Genomic DNA, 16,142 nt, shown 5'->3' on the forward strand with positions numbered 1-16,142 from the left:
CGCTAACGGCGGATCGGCGGGCGTGCACGCAGCAGCGCTGCGAGTTAGGGCACTTGTGTCTGAGCGCTCAGGAAGCTGGCGATGCCGCGCGCCACCGCGTCGGCGTAGCGCTGGCGGCCCGCCGGGCTCTCCATCAAGGCCGCATCGGTGGCGTTTTTCATGTTGCCCAGCTCGACCAAGACTGACGGGTATTCGGCCAGGTTGAGCCCGGCGAGGTCGGCGCGCCCCTTCAAGCCGTCGGTGCCGATATAGTTGGCCGGCGGAATGCCCGCGGCCTGCAACTGGCTGCGCATGATCTGGGCGAACCGCACCGCCGGGCCCTCCTGGGCGGGGTTCAGCGGAGGTGCGGAGTAGTTGACGTGGAATCCGCGGCCGGCGGGCTGCCCGCCGTCGGCGTGGATCGACACGATGGCATTGGGGTGCAGCGCATTGGCCGCCGCGGCGCGTGCGTCGATGCACGGAGCCGGCCCGTTGTCGTCACCGCGCGACATTGCGGTGCGGACCCCGGCGGAGTTGAGGGCTTGGCGGATCCGCAGCGTGGTGTCCCAGGAGAAGCTGTGCTCGGGATAGCCGGAGTTGGTCGCGGTGCCGCTGGTCTGGCAGTTCTTGGTGCCGCCCCGGCCGTTGGGCACCTGACGCGACAGGGCAGCGGGGTCGCCCGCGCCGCTGTGGCCGGGGTCGAGGAACACGATCATGCCGGCGATATTGGCCGGACCGGCCCAGGCCAAGGGAGCCAGCGGGGCGTTCGGCACCGCGGCGGCCACCACCAGGCCGGTGGTGATCGCGATACCGACACGGACAAGAACTGGTACGCGCACGCCGCCAACGTAGGCCGGGGCCGACTACGCTGGAATTCTCACACGCACCGGGTCTCGGAGCTGAAACCAAGCCGCAACCCAGTCGAGACCACGCACACGACAACGCAAGGGGAGTGTCATGCAACCAGGAGGCCCGCCCGACATGTCGGCGTTGCTGGCCCAGGCTCAGCAGATGCAGCAGCGACTGCTGCAGGCGCAGCAGGAGCTGGCCGTCACCGAGGTGCAGGGGGAGGCCGGAAACGGCCTGGTCAAAGTCACCTCCAATGGCAGCGGCGAGGTGCTCGCGGTGCACATCGACCCCAAGGTCGTCGACCCCGAGGACATCGAGACCCTGCAGGACCTGCTCGTGGGAGCGCTCGCCGACGCGTCGAAGAAGGCGCACACGCTGGCCCAGCAGCGGCTCTCGCCGCTGGCCGGCGGCATGGGCGGCGCGCTCGGCATGCCGGGAGCCTAGGTGTTTGAGGGTCCGGTTCAGGACCTGATCGACGAGCTGGGCAAGCTGCCGGGCATCGGCCCCAAGAGCGCCCAGCGGATCGCTTTTCACCTGCTGTCGGTGGAGCCGCCGGAGATCGACCGGCTTACCGCGGTGCTCACCAAGGTCCGCGACGGGGTGCGGTTCTGCGAGGTGTGCGGCAACGTCTCCGATGCCGAGCGGTGCCGGATCTGCGGGGACCCGCGCCGCGACTTCGCCCAGATCTGCGTCGTCGAGGAGCCCAAGGACGTCGCCGCCATCGAACGCACCCGGGAGTTCCGCGGTCGCTACCACGTGCTCGGCGGCGCGCTGGATCCCTTGTCGGGGATCGGCCCCGAGCAACTGCGGGTGCGTGAGCTGCTGAATCGGGTCGGGGAGCGGGTCGATGGGGTGGACGTCAGCGAGGTGATCATCGCCACCGACCCCAACACCGAGGGCGAGGCCACCGCCACCTACTTGGTGCGGGTGCTGCGTGACATTCCCGGGCTCAGCGTGACGCGTTTGGCGTCCGGGCTGCCGATGGGCGGCGACCTGGAATTCGCCGACGAGCTGACCTTGGGCCGGGCCTTCACCGGCCGCCGCGCCATGGCCTGAGTCCCTACTGCCGCGAAATCGACGTTTTGGCGGGTCCTTCTCGCACTTTTCCTGCAAAACGTCGGTTTCGAGGAGGTGTCAGAGGGGCCTGGCACCATCCCGCCATGGACGGGGTATTCATCGGCAGCGAGGCGATCGCCGACGGCCGCCTGACTCGCCACGAACTGCGCCGCTGGTATCGCCCGCTCCACCGCGGGATCTACCTGAGCAAAGACGCGACTCCTACGCTGCGTGACCGCACGATGGCGGCTTGGTTGAGTGCCGGGCGCAAAGGAGTGATCGCCGGGGTCGCGGCGTCTGCCCTGCATGGCGCCCAATGGGTCGACCACAACATCGCTGTCGAGCTCATCGCGACCGATATACGGTCACAACGCGGTTTGATCGTGCGCGACGAAACGCTGCGTGACGACGAGATCACTCATGTCGGGCGACTACCGGTCACCACCTCGGCCCGCACCGCCTACGACCTGGGCCGCCATCTGCCCCGCGGTAAAGCACTCGCCCGGCTCGATGCCCTGGCCCGCGCCACCCCGTTCAGCGCCGAGGACGTGCTGCTGATCGCCAAGCACCACAAGGGTGCACGCGGCCTGAAACGGCTGCGGGCGGTGCTGCCGCTCGTCGACTCCGGTGCCGCCTCACCCAAGGAGACCTGGCTGCGATTACTTCTGGTCGACGCGGGTCTACCGACTCCGACCACCCAGATCCCGGTGTGCGGCCGCAGTTACCGGCCGTTCGCTTACCTCGATATGGGCTGGGAGGAATACCGGGTCTCCGTCGAGTACGACGGCGACCAGCACCGCAAGGACCGCCCGCAGTACGTCAAGGACCACCGGCGTCAGCGCAAGCTGGAGGCCATCGGCTGGATCAATATCCGGGCGATCAACGAGGACTCGCCCACCGGCGTCATCGCCCGGGTTCGCACAGCCCTGCAGTCTCGCGGCTGGCGGCCCTAGACAGGTTGCAGCACCTCGCTGATCGACGCCCCTGAGGCGATCTTGCCGCGCGCCGTGCGGACTAGCTCCGGGATGCCCGCACCCACCGCGGCGACCACGACGCCGTCGCGCTCGTAGTACCCGGCGAAGCGCCGGCCGTCGTCTTGCACCAGGTGCACGGTGTCGCCGGGCAATGGGTGGCCCAGGCACTGGATCTTGAGGTCGTACTGGTCGCTCCAGAAGTACGCCACGCCCGCGCCGGCCACCGCGTCGAGATTCAGCATCGCCGCCACCAGGATCCTCGCCTGCTCGGCGACATTGCTCCAATGCTCCACGCGCACACCGTCCCAGGACGCCACGTCACCGATAGCCCAGACATCCGGGGCGCTGGTGCGGCCCACCTCAGAGCAGACGATGCCGTTCGCCACCTCGATGTCGCTACCGGCCAGCCAGTCGCAAGCCGGACGCGAACCGATCCCGACCACCACCAGATCGGCGGGGATCATCGAGCCGTCGGACAGCGTCACCGACTCGACGCCGCGTGTCCCGGCCACCGACGCCACCCCGACGCCGGTGCGCACGTCGACGCCCTCGGCCTGGTGCAGCCGGGTGACCAACGCCCCGACCTGCTCGCCGAGCACCGAGGCCAGGGGCGTGGCCTGCGGCTCGACCAGCACCACCGACACCGCGGCAGCGCGCAGGGCGGCAGCGACCTCGCAGCCGATGAAACCCGCGCCGACCACCACGGCCTGGCGTGAACGGGCGGCTCGGGAGCGCAGCGCCACGCAGTCGTCGAACGTCCGCAGCACGTGGATGCCGTCCAGCTCGACGAACGACGGAATCCGTTTGGGCACAACGCCGGTGGCGATCACCAGCTGGTCGTAGCCGAGCACCTCGCCGTCGGCCAGCGTCACGGTGTGGGCCGCGGCGTCGACGGAGCGGGCGCACACACCGAGGCGCAACGTGATGCCGTTGTCGTCGTAGAAACTCGCTGGTTTCAAGGCAACGTCATCTACCTCGCCACGCAGCATCTCCTTGGACAGCGGCGGCCGGTCGTACGGTGGGTGATCTTCGGCGCCGACGATCGTGATCGGGCCGCCAAAGCCGTTGCGGCGGAGCTGTTCGGCGGTGCGGACCGCGGCCAGGCCTGCCCCGACGATGAGCACCCCGCTCACGGCCGGGCCACTTCCACCATCTCGAAGTCGGCTTTCGCGGCGCCGCAGTCCGGGCAGCTCCAGTCCTCGGGGATGTCGGCCCAGCGGGTGCCGGGTTCGATGCCGTCCTCGGGCCAGCCCAGCGCCTCGTCGTACTCGAAGCCGCACTGCAGGCAGCGGAACAGTTTGTAGTCGTTCATGAGCTCTCTCCTATCAGTTCGAAATCCAGCTTTTCGCGTACCGCGCAGTCCGGGCAGGTCCACTCGTCGGGAACCTGCTGCCATCCGGTGCCGGCGGGGAACCCCTCGCGGGGTTCCCCGGTGGCCTCGTCGTAGACGTAGCCGCAGCCCGGGCAGCGGTAGCCGGCCATCAGGCGGCCACCTGGTAGCGGGCCAGGATCTTCTCCCGGCGCCGCGGCGAGATGTTGGCGCGGGTGATGTCGCCGTTGTAGTGCTCGAGCACCCGGTGGTCCATCAGCTTGCGCCACACGGTGGGGAAGTAGGTCACCCCTATGAGCGCCCCATATCCGGCCGGCAGGTTCGGTGAGTCTTCGAAGCTGCGCAGCGTCTGGTAGCGCCGGGTCGGGTTGGCGTGGTGGTCGCTGTGCCGCTGCAGGTGGTAGAGGAACAGGTTGGTCACCATGTGGTCGGAGTTCCAGCTGTGCTGCGGTGTGCAGCGCTCGTAGCGGCCGCTGGCCTGCTTCTGGCGCACCAGCCCGTAGTGCTCCAGGTAGTTCACCGACTCCAGCAGCGACGACCCGTAGAAGGCGTTGATCAGCACGTAGGGGATCAGCGCCACGCCGAACACCGCGATCATCACGCCCCAGAACAGCACCGACATCGCCACCGCGTTGATCACGTCGTTGCCGGCCCAGGTCCGCGGGTCCCAGGGGTTCTTGCCGGTCCGGCGGATCCGCGCCGCTTCCAGCTCCCATGCCGAGCGGATGCCGCCCCAGGTGCTGCGCGGCAGGAACTCCCAGAACGTCTCACCGAAGCGGGCCGACGCCGGGTCCTCCGGGGTGGCCACCCGAACGTGGTGGCCGCGGTTGTGCTCGACGTAGAAGTGCCCGTAGCAGACCTGGGCCAGGGTGATCTTGCCCAGCCACCGCTCCAACGATTCCCGCTTGTGGCCCAGTTCGTGGGCGGTGTTGATGCCGACCCCGGCCACCACTGCCGCCGACATCGCCACACCGATCTTGCCGAGGGCGCCCAGCGACCCGTCGAAGCCGAGCCAGCCCAGGTCCGAGGCGGTGAACAGGTAGGCGCCGAAGATGGCGCTGGCGTACTGGAACGGGATGTAGGCGTAGGTCGCGTAGCGGTAGTACTTGTCGTTCTCCAGCGCGGTCATCACCTCGTCCGGCGGGTTCTGCCCGTCGGCCCCGATCAGCAGGTCCAGCGCCGGCAGGATCACGTAGAGCAGGATCGGCCCGATGTACAGCGGCAGTTGCGCCGCAGTGTGCCAGCCGGCCTTGTTCATCGCCCACACCAGCGGCAGCACCAGGAACATCATGGTGGGCACCACCAGGCCCAGCAGCCACAGGTGACGTTTCTTGTCCTGCCAGAGCTTCGGTTCGCTGGCCATCTCGGTGCTCATCGCATTCAACCCCTTGCCTTGGTCACACCACGTGTTTTCGGATGTGCCTGACGTTAGGTAGTAGCGCCCCCTGGCCGCTCGTCTCGCGAAACCGGAATTCTGCCGGCTATTCGTCCTCCGGAGACAACACACTGTGGCCATACCACTGACACAGCAGCAGGGCGATCTCGACGTCCAGGCGGTCCTCGGCGATCGGGCGGCCGCGGCGTTCGACCGCCCGCTGGACCCGGTACTTCATGGTGTTGACGTGAAAGTGCAGCTGCTCGCCGGCAGCTTTGAAACTGGAGCCGGTCCGCAGGAACACTCGCAGGGTGTCCCGGAGCCGTTCGTCGCCCTCGGTGGCGCAGGCCAGCGGGCCGAGCACTTCGGCAACCCAGGCCCGGGCGGCGGGCAGGTTGTCGGCGCCGAGCAGTGCCGCGGCGGCCAACCCGGGATCGCCGGCCGCGCTGACCCGCGCCGTACCGGAGGCGACCGCCAGCGTGTGCGCCGCCAGGGCCTGCTGGTGCGACCGGCGGAAGCCCTCGACTCCGGGCAGCGGGTCACCGATCGCCACCCATGGCTTGTCGTCCGCGGAGTGTGCGAAAGCCCGGATCTGCTCCACCACGTCGGGCGCGTCGGCTGACGGTAGTGGAAGCCATGCCCACCCGGTGGTGCTGTCGGCCGGGACGAACAGCGGTGCGCCGTGCACCGCCAGCGATTCGGCGAGTTGTTTGACGAAACCCTCGGCGGCGGCCAGTTTGTCGCCGCCGGATTCGGGATACCACACGACCAGCGCCACGTGGGTTCGTCGCAGCGGGTAGCGGATCGCGGTCGTCATCGTATCGACATCCAGGCTCTCGCCGGCAAGAATCTCTCGGACCCGTAACGCGCGCACCGCATTTCGGCTCTCCAACCAGCGTTCCCGCTCGGCCTGGTAGACGGTGACCACTTGCTGCGACATCTCGTCGATATAGCCAAACATGAGCGTCGACATGGCGCCGAGCACGCGCAGGCTCAGGTCCGGGTCCAGCTCCGCGGAGCGAACCTCCTCCAGCACCAGTTGTAGCGCCACCGAATGCCCGAGCCGGTAGCCGCGCACCAACGCGTTCACCGGCACCCCGCGCTGCGCCAGCCGGCGAGCGTGCTCCAGGGCAACGGTCGGCGCGGCGATCTCGGCCACCGGAATGTTGTGGCGGATCGCCGAGAAGTACGCGTCGACGTTCGCCGCCACCGTCTCGTGCAGCAACTGCAGCAGCGGTGAATCCACCGTCAGCTCCGGCGACCCCTTGGCCACCAGATCCTCGATCACCCGGGTCGTCTCGGCCAAGCGGTCATCGAGGCGCTGCGAGATCAGCACCGCGGTCTCGGCAACGGCCGCGTCATCCGCGACGTTCGGCTTCGCCATGGGCCCGACCGTAGTCCGCGTACCAAGCGGCCACCGACGATTTCGGCCAGCGCGCCGTCAAGGCAGGGGGTACGGTGTGACGGGGAGCACATCGGCAGTGGTGTTCGAGGACTACATCGAGAACTCATGGGTGACAAGCACAAGAGGAAGCGCAAGCAAGCGCAGGCGGCCGGTGGGGCGCCGTTACTGGCTCTGTTGGATGTCGTAAACCGGCTCGGCGCCGTTCCGGCGCCCGCGGACGATCGTGGCAAGGCCGGCAAACCCACCCGTAAGCGGAAGAAGAAGTCGAGCGGGGAATCGCCGTCAGTCGAGTTTGCCGGGGCCGGCCCGGCCAATCCGCTGAATGTGCTCGGTCAGCTGGCGTCCGGTGCGACGGTGGTGAACAGCCTGCTGAACGTGCCGGGCAGGCCACTGTCCGACGCGCCCTCGCCGGCAGCCGGTTCGCCGATACCGGTGGTGAATGAGCTGGTATCCCGGTTGGGATTGCCCCTGGGCAACACTGCGCTGGGCGGCTTGGCCGATACCGCGATCACCCCAGTAATCGACACGGTGGGACATGGTCTGCGGCAGGCCGGGGAGCTGGCCAACAGCCCACCGCTGAGCGAGGTCACCGACCTGATCGCTCGGGTCATCAACGGCGGTGGGCCGGCGGAGGCCGCCGAAGCGCTCCGGCATCGCGGCACCGCCCTGGTGCGGGTGTCCTACAAGCCCGAGTTGCAGCGCCGCGATGTGCACCCGTCGTTCTCTCGGATCATCGATGAGCTTGTTCCCGACGAAGCGCGGATTCTGCGGTTCCTCAAAGTCGCCGGAACCCAGCCGATGATCGATGTGCGGACCAAGACGTGGTTTCAGATCGGTTCGGAGCTGGTGATCAGCGGCGTCAGCATGATTGCGCGGATGGCCGGTTGTCTGTGGCCCGACCGCGACCAGCACTACTTCGCCAATCTGGACCGCTTGGGCCTGGTGGCCATCTCGAACGAGCCGGTTGACGACTATCGGCGATACGCGTTGTTGGAGGTGCAGCAGTCCGCGGTGGAAGCGATCGAGAGCGTGCCCAAGGCGGTGACGATCTACCGGAGTGTCCGGCTGACCGCTTTCGGCGAGCAATTCGTCGACGTGTGCATCGACTGTGACGGATACACCGCGGGCGGCTGGGATACCGATGGGCGCCAGGACAAGATCAAGGGCAAGGGACCGCCGGCCACGCGTGACAGGGGTGACGGGAAGGCGCTCGCGCAGATCCGCTAACGCTCACGCGCCGAAGATCAGCAAGTGGGCGGCGCCGACGAGAATTCCGAGCAGCCCGCCGTGGGCGTACAGCAACCAGGCATCCTGTTCAATTGCGGCGTAAAGCATTTCGCTGAACTCCGCGGGTGGTAGTTTGCGGAATTTTTCGGTGGCGAAGTCCGCGATCTTCTTCGCCTTGTCCTCGTTGAACTCGGTGGAATAGAACACCTCCGGCGCGAAGTTCATGATCTCCGCGCTGGCGTTCCGTTGGATCGCCTCCATGTCGACCGCGCCCGTCGCCTTGCCGATGGCGGCGACGACCGGGGTGAAGATGACGTCGATTTCTTCGGCGATGGTTTCGGCGAGAAAGCCCGCCGTTTTGTCGCCGCTGGCCCCGAACAGCAGCTCGCGGGTGAAGTTGGTGACCGTCAGCACCTTCTCCGACATCATCGTGGCGACTTGCGCGGCGGCTTCGTGTTGGCGTTTGGGAAACAGTCCCTGTTTCCATGGGTATCTCAGGCTGCGTTTCGGATCGCCCGGCTCGAAGATGACTTTGATCGCGAGAATGTTGACCAGGACCCCGATGGTGGCTGCTCCTCCGAGGACGACGAGCCACGAAGGGACCATGCTCAAAACCGGCGGGTGGTAGTAATGAATCCAGCTCAGGTACAGCGCCAGGGGGATTCCGAAAACGAATCCGAGTGCCCCGATCTTGACCATGAAACGCAGTTCCGGGGCGCCCATGCCGCGGAAGATGTCGCTGAGCACCTTCGGATTACGCCGCAGGTGATTGACCGTCATCAGTTTGACGTCGAGCAGCTCGTCGATGTGGTTGCCGACTTTGGCGAACGCCGCCCGGGAGATGTGGGGCAGTCGTTGGTCGATGGTGGCGAGCACGCTCTCCTGGACCACCAAGGGCAACGCGTACCACAACCAGCCGTGGTTGTTCCTGATGATGTCGGTGGCGATCTTGCGGATGCTCGGCCGCATCTTGTCGGCCATCAGGTCGGCCATCTTGTTGGGTTCGAGTTGTTCGTAGAAATCGCCGATGCTGCCGATCCGGGCAATCGACATGTCCACCATGAGGCTCGCCATCTTCTCCGCACGGCAGGGAATGAACCCCTGGAATCCGAGAATGCCGTTCGGGGCGAATGTCGGCAGGATCTGGACTTTGCGTGGAAGCAGTGGGAAGACGGTCTTGAGGCCGGGAACATAAAAGCCGGTGAAATGGGTGGGGGAGAACAGCATGATCACGCCGGTCCAGTTGGTTATCAAGCCGGCGATGGCGCTGAAAATCGGGATGCTGACGATATCGATGATGAATTTGGACTGGCCGGTCAGCTCTTCCCAGTCGACCAATCCGGATGCGACCGCGCTCTGGATCATGTCAAGCCGTTTCTGTCGTCGCAGTTGGGAAAGCCGTGCGTAGCCCCACTGGCGGCGTGATCGTTGTCAGTGGGGCTCTCGCCGGGCACCGGAAGTGCTACTTCGCGGCCTTCTTGGCCTTCTTGGACTCCTCGACCTTGGCGAGCTTCTCGATCTGCTCGTTGAGGCTCTTCGCCCGTGCGCGCAGGGCCTCGATGCTGGAGTCTTTGGTGTCCTTGGTGATGTCGGTCAGATCCGACTCGAGGTTCTCGGCGTTGTCGAGCAGCTCGTCCACGAATTCCTTGGTGCTGTCGAGAACCTTCGAGACCAAATTGAAAACACTCGGGGTTGCCATTTTTTAATTCCTTGTCCTATTCGGTTTCCGTCGTCTACGGATGTATGCGACGTCGGAAACGCTACGGAGATGGACAGGCAATTACTTGTCCTCGGAAGCCAGGATGTCCGCACCGATTCGTCGGCCGAGGACATCGGGGCCGCCTTAGACCCGTCGGGGTGCGGCCAGCCGTTCGCGGCGCAACACGTCCACTTCCGGCAGCTCCAGGGGTGCCAGCTCGCCGACCACCTTCGACAGCAGCAGATCGGCCAGTTCCGGGTTGCGGGCCAGGCACGGCCCGTGCAGATAGGTGGCGACGATGCTGCCCTGCACCGCGCCGTCGTAGCCGTCGCCGGCCTTGTTGCCGGCGCCCTTGGTGACAGCGCTCAGCGGCGAGGCGTCCGGGCCCAGCACGGTGCCGCCGCGATGGTTCTCGAAGCCGGTCAACGGCGCCGACAACCCCGCCAGCAGCGGCGTGGCGACCACCTCGCCGATGGTGCGCGATTCCTGCGGAGAGGTCGTCACATCGAGCAATCCGACCCCCTCGACGCGCTCGCCGGCCGAGGTCTCATACCAGTGCCCGAGCACCTGGATTGCCGCGCAGATCGCCAGCACGGGCGCTCCCCGCGCCGCCGCGCGTTGCAAGCCCGGGTGGGTGATCAGATGCCGGGTGGCCAGTCGCTGGGCGTAGTCCTCGGCGCCGCCCAGGGTGTAGAGGTCGAGGGATTCCGGCACCGGGTCGGCCAGGGTGATCTCGACGATCTCGGCGGGAATGCCCCGCAGCAGCAGCCGTTGCCGCAGCACCACCGCGTTGCCGCCGTCGCCGTAGGTGCCCATCACGTCGGGCAGCACCAGCCCGATCCGCACCGGCTCAGCCCTGCTCATAAGGGGCCCAACCTCCGCTGCAGCGCCAGGAACGCGGTGTAGTTGGCGACGACTTCGACCGGCCCGGGCGGGCAGGACTCAATCGCATCGACGGTGTCGTGTACCAGGGTGTGCTGCACGCCGGCGTAGCCCAGCCGCACCGCCAGGTCGGTGCCGCGCTCGCCGGCCGCGACCACCGGAACCTCCTCGAAGTGCTCGAAGCGCACGTCCCAGAGCCAGGACAGGTCCTCGCCGTCGGGCACCTGTCCGTTGACGGCGATCACCACCCCGGCGGCGTGCTTGTCGACCATCGAGAGCGCCTCCTGCCAGCCGGCCGGGTTCTTGGCCAGCAGCATCCGCACGGTGTGGTCACCGACCCGCACGCTGCGGTAGCGGCCGGCCACCTCGTCGACGGCGGAGACCGCCGCCACCGCTTTGACCGGATCGGCGCCCAGGGCGACTGCGGCAGCGACGGCCTGGGCGGCGTTGCCGCGGTTGACGGTGCCGGGCAGGGCCAGGCGCATCGGCAGCACCAGACCGTCCGGCCCGTAGAGCGAGTCGTCGTCGAACCACCAGTGCGGGGTGGGCCGGCTGAACTCGCTTCCGGTGGATCGCCAGTGGCCCTCGTGGCGGTCGATCACCTCGCCGCTGCGCGGGCAACTGACCGAGTCGCCCGACCAGCCGGCGCGGGCGGCGACCCAGACCACGTTGGGGGAGTCGTAGGCGGCCGAGGTCATCAGCACGTCGTCGCAGTTGGCGACGACCACCGTCTGCGGATGGCGGGCCAGGCCGGTGCGCAGCGCGCGTTCCACGGCATTGATCTCGCCGACCCGGTCCAGCTGGTCCCGGGACAGGTTGAGCAACACCACCACGGCCGGCGATACCGCATCGGCGACGTGCGGGACGTGCATCTCGTCGACCTCGAGCGCCGCCAGTTGCGCGGTCCGGTCGGCGGCCAGCGCCGCCACCAGCCCGGCGTCCATGTTGGCGCCCTCGGAGTTGGTGGCCACCGCGCCCAGGTCGCTCAGCGCGGCCGCGAGCATGCGGGTGGTGGTCGACTTGCCGTTGGTGCCGGTGACGATGGCGGTGCGCCGGCCTGCGCCGAGCTGACGCAGGATCGATTTGTCGAGGGTCATCGCGATCAGACCGCCGATCATCGCGCCGGCGCCGCGGCCGGTCACCCGCGACGCCCACCGGGCACTCGCGCCGGCGGCCAGGGCCAGGCGTCCTCGGGCGGTGATCACGGCGTGAGTTTAGGGCGATCACAAGCGCGGCGCTCGCGCCGGGCGCAGTGGGTCGCCCTCGATCAATTCAGTGCCCCGACACGGGCCATCGCCGGCCGGCATCGTCCGACCCGCATGCCATCCTCGTCACATGAGTGCTCGGTGGGGCCGTCCGGCTCGCGAACCCGGCGACGGCTGGGTTGTGGTCGACGTCGAGACGTCGGGGTTTCGGCCCGGGCAGGCGCGGGTGCTCAGCGTCGCTGCGCTGGCGCTCGACGCCGACGGCCGGGTGGAGCAATCGGTATCGCACCTGCTCAACCCGGGCACCGACCCGGGCCCCACCCACGTGCACGGACTGACCGCAGAGATGCTGGCCGGACAGCCGCAGTTCGCCGATGTCGTCGACGAGGTCGTCGCGCTGCTGTCCGGCCGCACCCTGGTGGCCCACAACGTGGCGTTCGACTACACCTTCCTGGCGGCCGAAGCCGAGATGGCTGGCGCCGCACTGCCCGTCGATTCGGTGATGTGCACCCTGGAACTCGCGCGACGGTTGGACCTGGGCCTGCCCAACCTGCGGTTGCAGACGCTGGCCGCGCACTGGGGCGTGGTCCAGACCCGGGCGCACGACGCACTCGATGACGCCCGGGTGCTGGCCGGCGTGCTGGCGCCTGCGCTGCAGCGGGCCCGGGAGCGCGATGTGTGGTTGCCGGTGCGGCCGGTGACCCGGCGGCGCTGGCCCAACGGGCGGATCACCCACGAGGAACTACGGCCGCTGAAGGCGCTGGCGTCGCGGATGCCGTGCGCCTACCTCAACCCGGGCCGCTACGTGCGGGGACGCCCGCTGGTGCAGGGTATGCGGGTGGCGTTGTCGGCGGAGTGCACCCGCACCCATGAGGAGCTCGTCGAACGCATCCTGCACGCGGGGCTGGCCTACAGCGACGTCGTCGACACCCACACGTCACTGGTGATCTGCAACGACGACCGCCCCGAGCAGGGCAAGGGCTACCTGGCGCGCGAGCTGGGTGTGCCGATGGTCTCTGACTACGACTTCATGGCCTGTGTCGACCGGGTTGCCCAAGGCACCGACATCGAGGAGTTCGTCGACACCGGGGTCGCCGGCGATCAGATCTCGCTGTTTTAGTGCCCGCCCGAGGCGGCGCGTGTCCCAAATTGGGACATCGACAGGTGAACGGATAACGCCATGCTGTTAACCGTGACGAAACATTTGCGGTCATCGGCGGTACAGCGATGACCACCGCTGTACGCGAAGACCGGGCAACCCCCGGCGTGACCCCGCTGCTAGGACGGGCTCGTCGAGGCGCGTCGAGCCCGGCGCGCCGGCGGGATTCCTCGATGCCCGACGAGGTCGTGGAGGACGGCCCCAGTCTCGCCGGCCAACTCGTCGGGCTCGCCGCCCGACTCAGCATCTGGCCCATCCTGGCCATCGGCAGTCAGCTGCCGAAGGCGCCATGGCCGTGGGGCCTGGTGGACCACGCTGCCCGGGTCGTCCCCTCCGCCCCGGGCAGCGTTCGCCACACGGTCCGGTTGTCGCGCTGCAGGGCACGGCTGGTCCGCGCCGCCGGCGTGCTGCCGGCGGACGGCACCGGGCGCGTCGTGCTCTACCTGCACGGCGGCGCATTCTTGACGTGCGGTGTCAACACCCATGACCGGTTGATCACGATGTTGTCGAAGTATGCGGACAGCCCCGCATTGGCGGTCGACTACCGCAAGATCCCCAACCACTCGGTGGGCGCCGCGCTCGACGACTGCTACGAGGGTTATCAGTGGCTGCGTAGCCAGGGGTATGCACCGGACCAGATCGTGGTGGCCGGTGACTCCGCCGGCGGCTACCTGGCTCTGGCGTTGGCCCAGCGACTCCTCGATGAGGCCGAACAACCCGCGGCCCTCGTCTGCATGTCACCGCTGACCCAGATCGCCAAGGCGTCTCGGCGCACCCACTCCAATAGCGGCACCGATGCGATGTTCCCGGCCAGGGCCTTCGATGCGCTGGTCGAGCTGATCACCCACGCTGCCGAGCGCCGGCGGGTGGACGGCACGCGTGAGGAGGTCTTCGAACCTCTGGACCACATCGAATCCGGGATGTGCCCCACCCTGATCCACGTCTCCGGCTCCGAGGCCATGTTGCAGGACGCCCAGCTGGTTGCGCACAGCCTGGCCAGCGTTGGCGTGCCGGTCCAACTGCGGGTGTGGCCGGGCCAGATGCACGTGTTCCAGATCGCCGGCCCGATGGTGCCGGAGGCCACCCGATCGTTGCGCCAGATCGGCCAGTACATCCGCGAGGCGACCGATTGGATGACGGTTCCGGACGCGATCGACGACTACGTGGTGATGCCGTAGGTCTTCAGTTTCCGGTACAGACTCGACCGCGACATCCCCAGGTGCATCGCGGCGGCGGCCCGGTTGTCGCCGGCCTGTCGCAGGGCCGCGACGATCGCATCTCGTTCGATGACTTCGAGCTGAGTCAAGGCCCGGCGGGCGACGCTCTGGCAGTATCCGGGTAGGTCGGTGTCGGCGATCTCGCCGATCTGGCGTTGGCGAAGCGCATGCATCAAGGCCGCCCGCAGCTGAGTAATGTTGCCGGGCCACGGGTATCGGCTGATGAGCCGGTGCGCCGCCGGGCTGAGCCGTACCTTGCGTTCCGGTGCGATCCCGCGTAGCAGGGCGGCGGTGATGCCCGGCAGATCATCGGTGCGGTATCGCAGCGGCGGCACGGTGATCGCGGCATGAAAGTGGCTCAGCAGCTCACCGAACTCCGGCGCTGATGGCGTTGAGCCGTACGGGTCCTGCGACACCGTCGCGACCACCCAGCTGGGTAAGGCGAGCGCTTCGACCGCTGCGAAGTAGGCGTTCAGTGCTGCGATGCCCGCCGGGCTCGCCCGATCGATGTCACGCGCGATGTGCAAAGCGGGCCCACCCGGACCGCTGGGGGGCGGGCTGGCCGCGCCGTGTGCCGCAAGCTGTTCGGCGTCGATGGTGATGCTGCGAGCGCCGGGATGGACCGATTGAAAAAGCTGCGTCGCCAGAGTGAACTTGCCAACTCCGGATTCGCCGACCAGCAGTACCGGCATCTGGCTCTCCAGTGCCTCGCGTAGTTCGTCGCAGGCCCGCACCCATGCCGGGGAGCGACCGCCGGCCAGGGATTTCTGCGAGCCGAACAGCGTGGTCACCCCGAGTGGGACCACGCCGGGCTCAGCGGCGGCCCCCGCCGATCCGGCGCGCCCAGAGGTCGCCGGTTCGGCGATCACCAGCATGCCGGCGACTTCGGTACCGGCGAAGACACGGGTTCCGCGAATACGAACGATGCGTTGGCTGCTCGGCAGCACGACTGTGTCGCTGGCGCGTTCTCTGCGGGCCAGCAGGAACGTCGCGTGGTCGCGGAGCACCTGCTGTTCCCCGGCGTCGAACATCTGCTGGGCGGCGGGGCTGGCGATCAGTAGCGCGGCACCGAAGGCGAACACCGCCGCGCGGGCCGACCGGGCCGTGACGCGTAGGTAGGCGTCGAAGACGGCCTGTTGCGTCTGGCTGCGGTCCAGCAGCAGGTTGCGGCTGATCTCCTTCGCGGCGTTCTTGACCAGAACATGCATCACGGGGTTCCACGCCTGGGTCAAGGTGGCGATCGCCACGACGCCCTCGACACGGCCGGTGACCGGGTCGAGGATCGGAGCGCCACAGGCGGCGAAGTTCTCCAGGCTCTCGCTGTAGTGCTCCGGGCCGACGATGCTGACGGGCTGGCCCGACTCGAAGACGGTTCCGGCCCCGTTGGTGCCCACGGCCGCCTCCGAGAAGTCGAATCCGGGCGCGTATTGAACCCGGTCGAACAGGCGGGTGGCCGTCGAGGAGGAGTCGATCCGTTGGACGACGCGCACCTTGCGGTCGCTCAGGCCGATGGCCAGCGGCAGGTCGGCGGCGGAGGTGTCGTCGCCCAACTGCTCCAGCACTGGGCGCGCGCAGCGCGCCAACAGCGAATCGGTGTCGATCTCACCGGTGAACGTGGAGATCGGGCGGACGGCATCCACACCGGCATCCCGGCTGCGCTCCCACGAAGCGATAACCAGGTCGGATACTCCCGCCACGCTTGGCCGGCCGAACTCCAGGAATGCCATCCGGTCGGCGGCAGCCCTCAGCAGCGGGTTGTCATCCCCGGACATCGCGTCACTCGCG

At 68.0% G+C, this 16,142-nt stretch carries 17 protein-coding genes; 6 read left to right on the forward strand and 11 right to left on the reverse strand.

The features are described 5' to 3' along the window. Positions 1-44: 44 nt before the first annotated feature. On the reverse strand, positions 45-818 hold the full coding sequence (locus tag NM962_09475; protein UVO14200.1) for an Rv3717 family N-acetylmuramoyl-L-alanine amidase: 774 nt from the start codon (positions 816-818) through the stop codon (positions 45-47). Between the two features lie 118 nt (positions 819-936). On the opposite strand from NM962_09475, the gene NM962_09480 reads away from it, so the two are divergent. From NM962_09480 to NM962_09490, 3 genes are all read left to right on the forward strand, one after another. Further along, positions 937-1,272 carry a YbaB/EbfC family nucleoid-associated protein gene (locus tag NM962_09480; GenBank protein ID UVO14201.1) on the forward strand — a complete coding sequence of 112 codons (336 nt, stop codon included), beginning with the start codon at positions 937-939 and terminating at the stop codon, positions 1,270-1,272. Beyond that, on the forward strand, positions 1,273-1,884 hold the full coding sequence (gene recR, locus NM962_09485; protein UVO14202.1) for a recombination mediator RecR: 612 nt from the start codon (positions 1,273-1,275) through the stop codon (positions 1,882-1,884). Between the two features lie 104 nt (positions 1,885-1,988). Next, positions 1,989-2,837 (forward strand): DUF559 domain-containing protein, encoded by an 849-nt coding sequence (locus NM962_09490; GenBank protein UVO14203.1) that lies wholly within the window; start codon positions 1,989-1,991, stop codon positions 2,835-2,837. Here NM962_09490 and NM962_09495 read toward each other — a convergent pair. From NM962_09495 to NM962_09515, 5 genes are all read right to left on the reverse strand, one after another. Further along, on the reverse strand, positions 2,834-3,991 hold the full coding sequence (locus NM962_09495) for an FAD-dependent oxidoreductase (protein ID UVO14204.1): 1,158 nt from the start codon (positions 3,989-3,991) through the stop codon (positions 2,834-2,836). The genes NM962_09490 and NM962_09495 overlap by 4 nt on opposite strands. Beyond that, positions 3,988-4,170, reverse strand: a complete 183-nt coding sequence (locus tag NM962_09500; GenBank protein UVO14205.1) for a rubredoxin — start codon at positions 4,168-4,170, stop codon at positions 3,988-3,990. Before NM962_09500 ends, NM962_09495 begins: the two co-directional genes overlap by 4 nt. Further along, positions 4,167-4,340 carry a rubredoxin gene (locus NM962_09505; GenBank protein UVO14206.1) on the reverse strand — a complete coding sequence of 58 codons (174 nt, stop codon included), beginning with the start codon at positions 4,338-4,340 and terminating at the stop codon, positions 4,167-4,169. Before NM962_09505 ends, NM962_09500 begins: the two co-directional genes overlap by 4 nt. Further along, a complete protein-coding gene (locus NM962_09510; protein UVO14207.1) occupies positions 4,340-5,563 on the reverse strand; it encodes an alkane 1-monooxygenase in 1,224 nt (407 codons plus the stop codon). The genes NM962_09505 and NM962_09510 overlap by 1 nt, the downstream gene beginning before the upstream one ends. Before the next feature lie 106 nt (positions 5,564-5,669). Continuing rightward, positions 5,670-6,947, reverse strand: a complete 1,278-nt coding sequence (locus NM962_09515) for a helix-turn-helix domain-containing protein (GenBank protein ID UVO14208.1) — start codon at positions 6,945-6,947, stop codon at positions 5,670-5,672. Positions 6,948-7,073: 126 nt separating this feature from the next. Here NM962_09515 and NM962_09520 point away from each other — a divergent pair, with 126 nt between their 5' ends. After that, positions 7,074-8,195 carry a DUF4393 domain-containing protein gene (locus tag NM962_09520; GenBank protein ID UVO14209.1) on the forward strand — a complete coding sequence of 374 codons (1,122 nt, stop codon included), beginning with the start codon at positions 7,074-7,076 and terminating at the stop codon, positions 8,193-8,195. 3 nt (positions 8,196-8,198) lie between these two features. On the opposite strand, the gene NM962_09525 is transcribed toward NM962_09520, so the two are convergent. From NM962_09525 to NM962_09540, 4 genes are all read right to left on the reverse strand, one after another. After that, complete coding sequence (locus tag NM962_09525; GenBank protein ID UVO14210.1) at positions 8,199-9,533, reverse strand: hypothetical protein; 1,335 nt, start codon at positions 9,531-9,533, stop codon at positions 8,199-8,201. Between the two features lie 124 nt (positions 9,534-9,657). Next, positions 9,658-9,894, reverse strand: coding sequence for a hypothetical protein (locus NM962_09530; protein UVO14211.1), 237 nt, complete (start codon positions 9,892-9,894; stop codon positions 9,658-9,660). 144 nt (positions 9,895-10,038) lie between these two features. Next, complete coding sequence (locus tag NM962_09535) at positions 10,039-10,758, reverse strand: type 1 glutamine amidotransferase (protein UVO14212.1); 720 nt, start codon at positions 10,756-10,758, stop codon at positions 10,039-10,041. Continuing rightward, positions 10,755-11,981, reverse strand: coding sequence for a Mur ligase family protein (locus NM962_09540; protein UVO14213.1), 1,227 nt, complete (start codon positions 11,979-11,981; stop codon positions 10,755-10,757). The genes NM962_09535 and NM962_09540 overlap by 4 nt, the downstream gene beginning before the upstream one ends. Before the next feature lie 130 nt (positions 11,982-12,111). On the opposite strand from NM962_09540, the gene NM962_09545 reads away from it, so the two are divergent. Beyond that, positions 12,112-13,101, forward strand: a complete 990-nt coding sequence (locus NM962_09545; GenBank protein ID UVO14214.1) for a DEDDh family exonuclease — start codon at positions 12,112-12,114, stop codon at positions 13,099-13,101. Positions 13,102-13,208: 107 nt separating this feature from the next. Continuing rightward, on the forward strand, positions 13,209-14,318 hold the full coding sequence (locus tag NM962_09550) for an alpha/beta hydrolase (GenBank protein ID UVO14215.1): 1,110 nt from the start codon (positions 13,209-13,211) through the stop codon (positions 14,316-14,318). On the opposite strand, the gene NM962_09555 is transcribed toward NM962_09550, so the two are convergent. After that, entirely contained in the window at positions 14,300-16,129 is a 1,830-nt protein-coding gene (locus NM962_09555; GenBank protein UVO14216.1) for a GAF domain-containing protein, read from the reverse strand. The genes NM962_09550 and NM962_09555 overlap by 19 nt on opposite strands. Positions 16,130-16,142 lie beyond the last annotated feature (13 nt).

Origin of the sequence: Mycobacterium sp. SVM_VP21 (assembly GCA_024758765.1) — a bacterium.
Lineage (GTDB): Bacteria > Actinomycetota > Actinomycetes > Mycobacteriales > Mycobacteriaceae > Mycobacterium > Mycobacterium heraklionense_C.